This window comes from Anaerolactibacter massiliensis (assembly GCF_900290205.1).
Classification (GTDB): Bacteria; Bacillota_I; Bacilli_A; order Erysipelotrichales; family Erysipelotrichaceae; genus Bulleidia; species Bulleidia intestinalis.
In genome coordinates, this window is sequence record NZ_OLMH01000001.1 from 172,841 (window position 1) to 184,258 (window position 11,418).

Sequence of the window (11,418 nt, forward strand, 5' to 3'; positions counted from 1 at the left end):
GAGCTTTCAGATGCGCAATTGGCATTCGCTGTATGAAATCTTGTACTTTCCGATCTGTGTGATGCTGGCAGCACAGGTTCTGCTCGGACTCGGAAATCTGCTTACGAATGAAGTATTCGAATCGTTTATCCGGATTGATAATGAATTCATCACCCTGCTTGCTCAGACCGGAATGCGTCTCGGCACGTTTCTGCTGGTGAATTTCCCACTGCTGTTTCTGATCAGGCTGGTAGCGAGAAAGAATGGCAGTGCGACCACGATCATCTCGGCATTTTCGGGCTATGTGGTCTTCCAGATTGTCACGATGTACTTCGCAACGTCTTCTATGCCGACGACGGCTTATTCCTCGATCTTAGGAATCTCATTCACGGCTGCTTCGACGGCCTTGATGAGCGGCGGCGTGCATTATCCGCTGCAGACGGGACTCGCAGCTACGGCCATTGTTTCGATTATCACGCTGCGCAGCTATTCGAGATCCAGGATCCGCAGTGAATACGGTTTTTTCTCGTTTATTTCAAAAGATACGTTCTGCGTGATCAGAACGATGTTTTTCAGCACGATCTTCGGCATCATCATCGCTTATATCTGGCCATATATCATTGAGGCTCTGCAGGCAGCGATCACTTATATTGCCAGCGATACGACGAATCCGGCGAATCTTGCGGTATTTGGAATCATGGAGCGTATGCTGAGCGTGCTGAACCTCGGCACGATCATCCGGTCGCCGTTCTGGTACGGGACCAGCGGCGGTTCCTGGATTTCCATGGCGGGAACGAATATTGCCGGTGATGTGAATATCTGGACTGCGCAGCTTGCGGCAGGATCGATTTCAGGAATGACCGGAAGGTTCATCACGCCATATTATGTGCTCAATTTGTTTGCGATTCCGGGGCTTCTATGGGGAATGTATTCGATGCAGACAGATCGGCTGGAGCGCAGAAGAACGAGAATGCTTTATATTCTTGTTACAGCGATGTCGTTATTGAGCGGCACGCTGCTGCCGGTGGAACTGATGCTGTTCTTCCTCTGCCCGCTGCTGTTTCTGTTTCATATCGGATATACCGGAGTTCTGTTCGGGGTATTCCAGTCAATGCATACGTATCTCGGATTCAATTACAGCGGAACAAGCACGATCACGGCAATGCCAGGAACGCTGCTGGAGTATCTGAGCTATATCGGAAACAGTTCACTGACTGATACGCTGATTAAAATCCTGATTGTCGGAGGAATTTCCTTCCTGATCTATTTTTTCTTCACGAGGCTCTACTTCCGCCGTCTGGCCCTGGACGTATTCCATACGGGCGGAAAGGATCGGCTGGTCATGGGAACCGTTGAAGCACTTGGCGGAATCGAGAACGTGAAGCTGATTCATTCTTCGGCAGACCGGGTTGTGGTCAGCCTGTATGATCCGACGAAACTGAATGTCAATAAGCTGCGTGAGCTCGGCAGCATCCGGATCACGGAAACCAGAGCGGGCTATTCAATTGCATATGGAGCAGCTTCAACAATGGTGAGAATCGGCATCATTGAATATATGCGTGACAGCATCCGCAGCGTCAATCGGTAAAAGTTGAAAAGAGGTCATAGCGTCATTAAAATGAAGACCGGATAAGGAGATTGTCTATGGAAAATCGGCTTCCTGAAAAACTGACTGCTCTGCGCAAGCACCTGAATTATGCGCAGGGAGATCTGGCCGCCAGACTTGGCGTGACCGTCCAGGAATATATGAACTGGGAGAATGGAAATTCTGTTCCTTCGATTTTCCTTCTCAAGGCTCTGGCTGATCTGTACGGGGTTCCTCTGCAGGATCTGGCGGATAATGCGCGTTCGGTTACTCTGCCGAGGCTGGATGAGGACTTTGACAGCGTGCAGATTCCATTTGCGGATCTGATGAATCCGGATGCACAGCCTGGCAATATCAATCAGACGCGCATGGATATCGATCAGACCATGCGGTTTGAGGAGAATACGCCCAAGACAGATGATACGCTGGAAGTGACTAAGACCAGAGATCTCAGAGATGCAGCTTCTGCAGATTCCGGTTCCTTTGAGTCCACAACTGTCAACAGGATTGTTGATGATGATTCCGAAGAGGGAGAGGAAGCAGAAGAAGAGGAAGAAGTAAAAGAAGCTCCGCGCAAGCCGAAGCAGGCAGCTGCGAAGAAGAAGCAGCCTGCTAAGATGGATCAGAAGAGATTGTATCTTCTGATTGCGATTGCGGCAGCTGCAGTGATTCTGATTGTCATGATCGTGAATATGCTCGGGGGCAGAAGCAGCGATACGCTCTCGGCGGGTGATACAAACCGTCTGGCTCTGGGCAATACCTTCTCGATCTATGTCGAAGATGGCGGAGATGTCACAAAGATGGGTACTTCGGTTCCAGCAATTGAAACCGGAGATCTTGTTCAGGTCAGTGCCGGTCCTACGTGGGCAATCGGCCTGAAGAAGGACGGAACGGCTACCTGTGCCGGATCGAGCAGTGCCTGCTCGGTCTCCAAATGGACGGATCTGACCATGGTGGCTGCCGGAACTTCTCATTCTGCTGCCGTGAAGTCTGATGGCACAGTCGTCTGCTCGGGCAGTGACAATGCATGTTCCGTCAGCGACTGGACGAATATCAGCAAGGTTTATGCAGGCAATGAATTCACGATCGGCCTGACGACGGACAAGACGCTCAAGGTTGCAGGAACGCTCAGTGTTTCTTCTCAGCTGGAGTCTCTGACCAAGGTGCAGAGTGTTTCAATCAGCGATTCGTATATTCTCGTTCTGTTCTCGAACGGAACCGTCAGCTGCTACAGCATCAGCGGAACAGCGCCTGATACTTCGAAATGGAGCGGTATGACGCAGGTGGCAGCTGGAAATACCTTCGTGGCAGGCCTTTCCGGCGGCAAGATCACCGTGATTTCAGATTCTGATGACAGCAAGATCAGCGATAGCGTTAAGAACTTCAGCGGCGTGAAGTATATTGCCGCAAGAGGAAATACGCTGGTCGCATTAAGTTCTTCCGGCACGATTGTCGGTGCCGGCGATAACAACTACAGCGTGTATACGGAAAGCAGTGAAGCTGCTCCGACTCCTTCTGCAGAAACAGAGAAGCTTGCTCAGGCTGCGAATGTGCAGTTCTCCGTGACCGCCGCAAATCTCACGATTACCTGGAATGCAGTTCAGAATGCGGATTATTATACGGTGACTGTCAGCACGACTCCGCAGACTTCTGTGAAGGCGGCGAAGAATTCCGCAAGCATTTCTTCTGATAAGCTCGACAACGGAACGACTTATACGATCACGATCACTTCATGTTCCAACAACACAGACAAGTATGCGAATTCCGATGCTCTGTCTGTCAGCTATACTTACACCGCAAATCAGATCAAGCTGGCAACTCCGAGTGCCAAGGCAGTGCAGAGCAGTTCGAATACGGATGTGACAGTAAGCTGGGATGCAGTTCCAAACGCGGATTCCTACACCGTTCAGTTCCAGGATTATTCGAATACCGTAAAGGATACTTCCGTCACCCTGAGCAATATGCCTGTCGGAACCTATACGATTCAGGTTATTGCCAACCCTGCAGATGGCGAGAAGAAGTATGCAAGCAGCGATGCCGGTTCAGTGTCCATTGAGGTCAAGACGATCACAACGCCGCTCGGCACGACGAGTCTGAACTCTTATGCAGTCAATCCGGACCACAGCTGGACGATTACGTGGAATGCTGTATCAGGGGCTGCTTCGTACAATGTGACGATTAATGGCGTGACCCATAATACGACGACGAATTCCATTAACTGGACGGATGCGCTGAGCAATGGCACAAGCTATTCCATTACTGTAGAAGCAGTTCCTGCTGATACGACAAAGTATTCTTCTTCTACCAGCAATCTCGGAAATATTACCTACCAGTATACTGATCCGACTCCGACGCCAACCCCGACGCCAACGTCTAATGAGGGGACGGAGAGCGGCAGCGGCGGCGATGGTCCGAATGGCAGCAACTGATTGAAAGGAGACCGTCATGGCAATTGCAGATAATAGTGACAAGGTCTGGTATTACGCCAAGGAAGATGGGCAGAAGTACGGACCGTATACCGATGAAGAACTGATCAAACTGATCCGGAACGGCATCCTGTCGGAAAATGATCTGATCTGGATGACGGACCTGGATGACTGGATTTCGGTCGGCAATTCGATTTACAGCTTCTATCTCACACATTAAGAGGGTTCAGAACCCTCTTTTGTGTTACTGTAAGGACATGGAAAACTTTGATTTCAGAATACCGACAGAAGTGCTGTTCGGAAAAGGACAGATTGAGCATCTTGCGGATGCGATGAGACCGTATGGGGATACGGTGCTGCTCTGCTATGGCGGAGGATCCATCAGGAAGAACGGAGTATACGACGACATTCAGAGAGTGCTGAAGGGATTTAAGATCGTGGAATTATCGGGCATTGAGCCCAATCCCCGGATTTCCACGGTAATCAGGGGAAGAGATCTCTGCCGTAAAAACCAGGTGAAGATTGTTCTGGCAGCGGGCGGAGGATCGGTGCTGGATTGTGCCAAGATGGTTGCGGACTGTGCCGTGAATGATGCAGATCCATGGGAGATGGTCATGAATCCTGCTCTGATTCACGGGTCACTGCCGGTGTTTACGGTGCTTACGCTTGCGGCTACGGGCTCTGAGATGAACAATACCGCTGTGATTTCCTGGCCGGAGAAGAAGCTGAAGAAGGGCTGCAAGTCTCCGTATCACTATCCGGTTCTTTCAATCTGTGATCCTTCTTATACGTTCTCGGTCTCCAGAAGACAGACTGCGGCTGGTTCTGCTGATATCATGAGTCATATCATGGAGAACTATTTCAGCCGGGTGGAAGATGCGGTGATTGCCGATGAGCTGGCCGAAGGACTGCTCAGGACTGTGATCCAGGAACTTCCGAAGGCACTGGGAGATCCTCATAATTATTCTGCAAGGGCAAATCTGATGTGGGCAGGAACACTCGGCATCAGTCAGATCACTTCTGCCGGAAAGAAAGGATCCTGGAGCTGCCATCCGATCAGCCATGAGCTGAGTGCATTTTATGATGTGAATCATGGCGAATCCCTGGCGATCATCACTCCGCACTGGATGAGAAGAATCCTCACACCTGCGACCGTGAAGAGATTCGATCGGTTTGCAGAGAAGGTATGGAATATCCAGGAAGAAGATCCGATGAAGGAAGCAGAGATGGGAATTGATGCACTGCAGGCTTTCTTTGCGTCGTGCGGACTTCCTTCAACGCTTCGCGAGATCGGGATTCCGGATGATTCTCTGGCAGAATCGATGACAGATGAGGCAATCCGTATGAAAGGATTCGATTCTGCTTTCGTGAATCTCAGCAGAGAAGATATACTTGGAATTATCAGGGATAGCTTATGAAACTGAATCAGAGGATGGAGATAGATCCTTCTCCGGAAGAGAAGGAAAGACAGGAAAGAACGCAGAAGCTGGTCTATAGCTTCGTGAATATCACGATGTGGGCTTCTGTGATCATCATCGGCATTCTGATCGCGACTGCGCCATCGGAAGTTCCGGATGGGGCACCAGAGTATGTGCATCCGAAGGCGTATTATACGCTGATGTTCACCGAGTCGATTCTCGGCGTCATCTGCATGAATCTGCCATCGAAGGTGGAGAAGAATCTGAAGATCAGAATTCCATCAGGAATGCTGATTCCGTTTGAGATCTTCCTGTACTGTGCAATCTTCCTGGGAGAGACAAGAAGTTTCTATTACAATGTTCCGCATTGGGATACATTCCTGCATTTCTTCAGTGCAGGCATGCTGGGTACGCTTGCATTCTCCATCATCTCGATTCTGAATGACAGCGAGCATGTGCCATTCAATCTGTCCCCGGGGTTCATCGCATTGTTTGCATTCTGTTTTGCAGTGACCTGCGGCGCATTGTGGGAGATTTATGAATTCACGTTTGATGGCATTCTCGGATTGAATATGCAGAAGTTCATGACTGAGGATGGGGTTCCGTTTGTCGGCAGAGCCGCATTGGCAGATACGATGAAAGACATTATCGTGGATGTATGCGGTGCTGCTCTTGTATCGCTGTTCGGCTATTTTTCAATGCGCAAATATACCACGAAGTGGGTAGATAATCTGCAGCTGAAACGCGCAGAGCCGAAAGACCCGCCTCTCAAGGAGATTCCTATGCAGAAGGAGTCTGAAAGGAAGGAGAAGATCAGTGAACCGGAACTGACTATCCGTTCTTCTGAGAAAGATGCGAGAGAGTTCATCAGAGATTTCCCGAATGCCGCAGACATACCGGATTCAGAAGTGAAGAAGGATTGCTGATATCGACATGATCAGGATCCTTTTTCTGACTTGGCAGCCTGGCAGAGAAGAAATTTTTTGCGTGGTTCCGGGTGTCGTATAATAGGAGAGAATTTCAGGAGAATCAGGCGATGAAGAACAGACAGACAGGGAAAGAACTGCTTGCAGGAATACTATGTGTGATGCTGGCGGGATGCGGAGGCAGCACTTCTTCAGCAGAAGCTACTGCATCACCCTCTGCGAGCAGTCAGCCAGCTGGTGTGGCTGCTGCACCGGGGCCGCGCAGAGAATATACGAACAATGAGACCCCGGGGAATGCTCTGGAGGTGAATGGCAAGAAGGCTGCTTATGACAGGATTTCCGTCACGAAGATCGGCGATGGCACTGAAGAATCCGAAGCGAATGCGGATAATGCGGCGATCAGCGTGAAGAACAGCGGACAGGCGACAGTTTCCAATGCGGAGATTGAGACGAATGGAACGTATGCATACGGACTCTGCAGCATCGGCAGCGGAACAGCGGTTCAGATTTCAGATTCCACGGTGTTCACGAGCGCTTCGTATTCAGATGGAATCCGGGCTGCTTCCGGTTCTTCGGTATCGGCATCCAATCTGGCTGTTACGACGCATGGTGATTACTCGCCAGCGCTGCAGGCGGATGGAGATCAGAGCAAGCTGACCGTGGATGGCGGGACCTATTCAGCATATGGAATCCTTGCTCCGGCGATTCAGAGCAGCGGCAGTGTTACGGTTTCCGGTGCCGAGCTTTCGGCAATCGTATCTCCGGCTGTGATCATTGACGGGCCGCATGAGGTCACGCTGGTGAACTGCACCGTGACGGGAGATCATACAAGGACAGCAGAAGATATTCATCCGAGCACCTATCTCACGTATCAGCGCGGTTCGAATTATGTGGATGTCAATGAGTATCAGGCAGTGCTGTTCTATCAGACATCTGGAAATACGGATGGGAAGTCTGCTTCGTTCACGATGAACGGCGGAACGCTGAACTGTGAATACGGAACGGTGTTCCGGGCTTATTCCAGTGCGGATGTGTATCTGAATGATGTGGCGATCAATCCGTATGACAGCAATCTTCTGATTGCTTCGCAGGGAGCTGGCTCAAGCGGTGCCAATGTGAACTTCACGGCTGAGAATCAGCAGCTGAATGGAAACTTCACGATCAGCAGCGGATCGACGCTGAACCTGATGCTGAATGACGGAACGGTATTCAATGGGGCGGTCAATCCTTACAGCAGCTATGGCGGCGAGGTATATGTAGACCTGGAAGGAAATGCAGAGTGGACGCTGACCGCAGACAGCTACGTCAGCGGGCTGACTTGTTCAAAGACGGCAGTGAAACTGAATGGCTTTACGCTGACCGTGAATGGCGAAGCATATACGGAAGGAACCGCGATGAACGGAACCGAAGTGGCGAAGGAAGAGACGACTTATACGACACCGACTCCGACCCCTACGCCGACGATCTGGACTGCTCCGGAGACGACGGCACCGGCAAGTGAAGAAGGAACGGAACAGACCTGGTAAACTCTGACAGGTTAGGATATAATTCGGATAAACCTGAGAACGGAACTAGTATCTGCAGGAAAACGCGCAAGAGAGTGGCATGCATGGTGGAAATGCCTGGCGGAAGAGCTGCAGGGAATGCATCCGGGAGGGACTGCCCGATAAGGTAGGGCAGAACGTAGATGTCCTGCGTTAAGGGGCAGCCGCAGTAAAAGTGGAAAAGCAGAAGCGCCTTTTATGGGCGCTTCTTTTCGGGAGGAGACAATGATCAGACTTTATAACACGAAGGATCTTCAGGTAGAGGAATTCAAGCCGATTCATGAGGGACATGTGGACATGTATGTATGCGGACCTACGGTCTACAACTATGCGCATATCGGCAATGCCAGGCCGATGGTCGTCTTTGATGTGCTGAAGCGTCTGTTTGAGGCAGAGGGATATACGGTGAAGTATGTTTCGAACTTTACGGATGTGGATGACAAGATCATCAATAAGGCAATTGAGGAAAATGTCAGCGAATCGGTGATCACGGATCGCTATATCAAGGCATATCAGGATCTGAGAAAGCAGCTGAATACAGAGCTTCCGGATGTGACGCCGAGAGTTACGGAGACGATGGATGGCATCATCTCCTTCATTGCGGATCTGGTGAAAGCCGGGGCTGCATATGTCGCTGACAATGGCGATGTGTACTACAGCGTGGACAGTGATCCGAAGTATGGAGAGATTTCGCATCAGAAGCTGGATTACCTGGAGGCAGGTGCCCGCATCGATGTGAATGAGGGAAAGAAAAATCCGTATGACTTTGCCTTATGGAAGAAGACAGACAAGGGCATCCAGTGGGACAGCCCGTGGGGAAAAGGAAGACCGGGTTGGCATACCGAGTGCGTTGTGATGATCAATCAGAATCTCGGTGAGAAGATTGATATCCATGGCGGCGGTGCCGATCTCAGATTCCCGCATCATGAGAATGAGTGCGCGCAGCAGGAGTCGCTGCATCATAATACGCTGGCGAATTACTGGGTTCATAATGCGATGATCAACATCAACGGCGAGAAGATGTCGAAGTCGCTTGGCAATACATTATGGGCAAAGGATGTGCTGGATCGTCTTGGCACGAATCTGACCAGATGGCTGATGTCTTCGGTGCATTACCGCAAGGAACTGAACTTCAGTGAAGAGACGATTGATACTGCCAGAAAGGAACTGGAGAAAGTTCTGACGCCGATCCGTCAGTACGATATCAAGTCGCAGCTTGCCAAAGAAGCAGAACCGGAAGGATATGAGGAGGCTTCTTTCCGAGCCTTCCTGGATCAGATGGATGATGACATGAATACGCCGAATGCGTATACGGTGATTTTCGAAACGGTGCGCAGGCTCAACAGTATGCTCAGGACGAGAGAGCCGGACTGGAAAGAAGCCGGAAAGTTACGGAACAGCGTTGTGAAGATGCTGGACATTCTTGGCATCAGGGTGGAAACACCGGTGGTGAGTGAAGAAGACCGGAAGCTGTTTGCAAAGTGGAATGACGCAAAGCAGGCAAAGGATTTTGCGGCAGCGGATGGCTATCGGGCAGAGCTGATGGCGAAGGGATTGCTCTGATGAATGTAAATGAGTGTTCCGGAAGGACGCTGGCCTATCTCGGAGATGCAGTCTGGTCGTATCTGGTGCGCCGGTATCTGATTGAACAGGGCGAAGGAAAAGGCTCGCAGCTGCAGAAAAAGACGATTCATTTCGTGAGTGCCGGGGCACAGGCTTCGTTCTACGACCGTCTTCATGAAGAACAGTTCTTTACGGAAGAAGAGGAAGAAGTGTTCCGCCGGGGGCGGAATGATCATTCCGGCGTCGTGCCGAAGAGTGCTTCGGTCGCAGTATACCGGAAGTCGACGGGCTTTGAGGCGATCATCGGCATGCTGGATCTGCAGGGAAAAGAGGAACGGATCAGAGAGCTGTTCCGGAAAGTGACAGAAGAGGATACGTTATGACTCAGCTGATGTATGGAAAGAATGTAGTCAGACAGCTGCTGATGGGAGATCGGAAGGTCTATCAGGTTTATCTGGCTGCGAAGGATCCTGAAATCGAGGAACTGGCAGGAAAGAAACATGTTCCGGTGAAGTTATTGGATAAGCATGCACTGGAAAAGATGACCAGGAGCGATCATACCCAGGGGGTGGCTGCCGAGATTGAGGATTATAAGCTTTATACCGTAGATGATCTCGTGAAGGAAAAGAAAAATCAGTATGGGTTTCTGATCATGCTGGATGAGATGGAGGATCCGCATAATCTCGGTGCAGTGCTGAGAACAGCAGATGCGGTTCAGGCTGATGGAGTGATCTTCAAGAAGACGCATAATGCCGGTCTGACTCCGTCAGTGGCAAAGGTTTCGGCTGGTGCTGCGGATACCGTGAAGTGTGCGGCAGTGACGAATCTGACCAGAACTGCCCAGGATCTGAAGAAGAAGGGATACTGGATCATCGGCGCTGATATGGATGGCGTGGATTACCGGTCTCTGAAGTATGACTTCAATGCAGTGCTGGTCATCGGCAATGAGGGAAAGGGAATTTCCAGACTTCTGCAGAAAGAATGCGATTATGTTGTTTCGCTGCCGATGGAGGGAAAGATTTCTTCTCTGAATGCGTCAGTATCTGCGGGCATCCTGATGTATCAGATCTGGAGCAGCAGGAATCCGCTCTGAGTGGAAAACCGGTGAGAAACCGGGGAGTAAACCGGAAGGATGGAGGAAGCGCACGCAGGAACAAGGGCTAGGCTGATTCCGGGAGGAATGCTATGGCACGAAATTCCTATGAGCTGCTTTACTTCTATCATCAGAATCAGAGCGATGGTCTGCGGGTGCTGGCGGCCGAACATGAGCCGATGCTGAGAGCACAGGTGAATCAGATTGTTGCGTCCAATCGCATGATGGCACTGTACCGGGAGGAATTCCTGCAGGAATCCAGAATCATGCTGGTGGCGGCAGCAGAATGCTATCGGTTTGATCAAGGCTGTTCATTCCGTTCTTATCTGCAGCTGATTGCGAAGCGGAAGATATTCCAGAGAATCAAGCATTACAACAGCAGTGCGGATGTTCCGTTTCATACCATGGTTTCTTTAGACAGCGAGATCTGCGAAAACACGACGATCTATGATGTTGTGAAGTCGCGTGATCTGCTTGCGGAACCGGAGTATGCACTGAGCTACAAGGAAGCAAATCTGCGCCTGAATCAGACCGTAGAGGGACTGAAGCCGATGGAACAGAAAGTGCTGAGAGAATGGGAGTCCGGGTCTTCATATGAGGAATCCTGTCAGCGCCTGCATCTTTCCTACAAGGCTTATGACGGCCGCCTGCAGCGGGTGAAAGAGAAGGTGCGGGCAAGCCTTCATGAAGCATAGAGCATGAATCAGCATCCTGATCCCTGCAAGTCCTGCAGGGATCTTTGGATGCATGCCATGTACCGCCAGATCATAATCCGCTATCGGGTGAAATCAGATGGCCGCATGGTTTTCCTGGAAATTGACAGCAGTCTGCTTTCAAGGTTCGCTTTCTGGTTGCCAGAGATTCCTTCTGCCCATTTCTGCATG

At 50.6% G+C, this 11,418-nt stretch carries 10 protein-coding genes; all 10 read left to right on the forward strand.

Annotated features, from left to right (window positions below; all coding sequences use genetic code 11):
- The first annotated feature begins 10 nt into the window (after positions 1–10).
- The 10 genes from C7E00_RS00930 (at position 11) to C7E00_RS00975 (ending at position 11,229) form a co-directional block, all read left to right on the forward strand.
- Positions 11–1,567, forward strand: coding sequence for a PTS sugar transporter subunit IIABC family protein (locus C7E00_RS00930; protein WP_105302496.1), 1,557 nt, complete (start codon positions 11–13; stop codon positions 1,565–1,567).
- 56 nt (positions 1,568–1,623) lie between these two features.
- Positions 1,624–3,993 carry a helix-turn-helix domain-containing protein gene (locus C7E00_RS00935; protein WP_105302497.1) on the forward strand — a complete coding sequence of 790 codons (2,370 nt, stop codon included), beginning with the start codon at positions 1,624–1,626 and terminating at the stop codon, positions 3,991–3,993.
- Positions 3,994–4,009: 16 nt separating this feature from the next.
- On the forward strand, positions 4,010–4,210 hold the full coding sequence (locus C7E00_RS00940) for a DUF4339 domain-containing protein (RefSeq protein ID WP_105302498.1): 201 nt from the start codon (positions 4,010–4,012) through the stop codon (positions 4,208–4,210).
- 37 nt (positions 4,211–4,247) lie between these two features.
- Positions 4,248–5,408, forward strand: a complete 1,161-nt coding sequence (locus tag C7E00_RS00945; protein WP_105302499.1) for an iron-containing alcohol dehydrogenase — start codon at positions 4,248–4,250, stop codon at positions 5,406–5,408.
- Positions 5,405–6,334 carry a DUF2238 domain-containing protein gene (locus tag C7E00_RS00950; RefSeq protein WP_204378531.1) on the forward strand — a complete coding sequence of 310 codons (930 nt, stop codon included), beginning with the start codon at positions 5,405–5,407 and terminating at the stop codon, positions 6,332–6,334. Before C7E00_RS00945 ends, C7E00_RS00950 begins: the two co-directional genes overlap by 4 nt.
- A 110-nt stretch (positions 6,335–6,444) precedes the next feature.
- Positions 6,445–7,860, forward strand: a complete 1,416-nt coding sequence (locus C7E00_RS00955) for a hypothetical protein (RefSeq protein ID WP_105302500.1) — start codon at positions 6,445–6,447, stop codon at positions 7,858–7,860.
- Between the two features lie 243 nt (positions 7,861–8,103).
- Positions 8,104–9,441 (forward strand): cysteine--tRNA ligase, encoded by a 1,338-nt coding sequence (gene cysS / locus C7E00_RS00960; protein WP_420808591.1) that lies wholly within the window; start codon positions 8,104–8,106, stop codon positions 9,439–9,441.
- Positions 9,441–9,824, forward strand: coding sequence for a Mini-ribonuclease 3 (locus C7E00_RS00965; RefSeq protein WP_105302501.1), 384 nt, complete (start codon positions 9,441–9,443; stop codon positions 9,822–9,824). Before cysS ends, C7E00_RS00965 begins: the two co-directional genes overlap by 1 nt.
- On the forward strand, positions 9,821–10,534 hold the full coding sequence (gene rlmB, locus C7E00_RS00970) for a 23S rRNA (guanosine(2251)-2'-O)-methyltransferase RlmB (RefSeq protein WP_105302502.1): 714 nt from the start codon (positions 9,821–9,823) through the stop codon (positions 10,532–10,534). Before C7E00_RS00965 ends, rlmB begins: the two co-directional genes overlap by 4 nt.
- Before the next feature lie 92 nt (positions 10,535–10,626).
- Complete coding sequence (locus C7E00_RS00975; RefSeq protein WP_105302503.1) at positions 10,627–11,229, forward strand: sigma-70 family RNA polymerase sigma factor; 603 nt, start codon at positions 10,627–10,629, stop codon at positions 11,227–11,229.
- Positions 11,230–11,418: the final 189 nt, after the last annotated feature.

Excerpts from the sequence above, each read along its gene's own strand:
- C7E00_RS00950 (WP_204378531.1), top strand. The coding sequence starts at position 5,405 with ATGAAACTGAATCAGAGGATGGAGATAGATCCTTCTCCGGAAGAGAAG.
- C7E00_RS00935 (WP_105302497.1), top strand. The coding sequence starts at position 1,624 with ATGGAAAATCGGCTTCCTGAAAAACTGACTGCTCTGCGCAAGCACCTG.
- C7E00_RS00930 (WP_105302496.1), top strand. The coding sequence starts at position 11 with ATGCGCAATTGGCATTCGCTGTATGAAATCTTGTACTTTCCGATCTGT.
- C7E00_RS00945 (WP_105302499.1), top strand. The coding sequence starts at position 4,248 with ATGGAAAACTTTGATTTCAGAATACCGACAGAAGTGCTGTTCGGAAAA.
- cysS (WP_420808591.1), top strand. The coding sequence starts at position 8,104 with ATGATCAGACTTTATAACACGAAGGATCTTCAGGTAGAGGAATTCAAG.
- C7E00_RS00975 (WP_105302503.1), top strand. The coding sequence starts at position 10,627 with ATGGCACGAAATTCCTATGAGCTGCTTTACTTCTATCATCAGAATCAG.
- rlmB (WP_105302502.1), top strand. The coding sequence starts at position 9,821 with ATGACTCAGCTGATGTATGGAAAGAATGTAGTCAGACAGCTGCTGATG.
- C7E00_RS00940 (WP_105302498.1), top strand. The coding sequence starts at position 4,010 with ATGGCAATTGCAGATAATAGTGACAAGGTCTGGTATTACGCCAAGGAA.
- C7E00_RS00965 (WP_105302501.1), top strand. The coding sequence starts at position 9,441 with ATGAATGTAAATGAGTGTTCCGGAAGGACGCTGGCCTATCTCGGAGAT.
- C7E00_RS00955 (WP_105302500.1), top strand. The coding sequence starts at position 6,445 with ATGAAGAACAGACAGACAGGGAAAGAACTGCTTGCAGGAATACTATGT.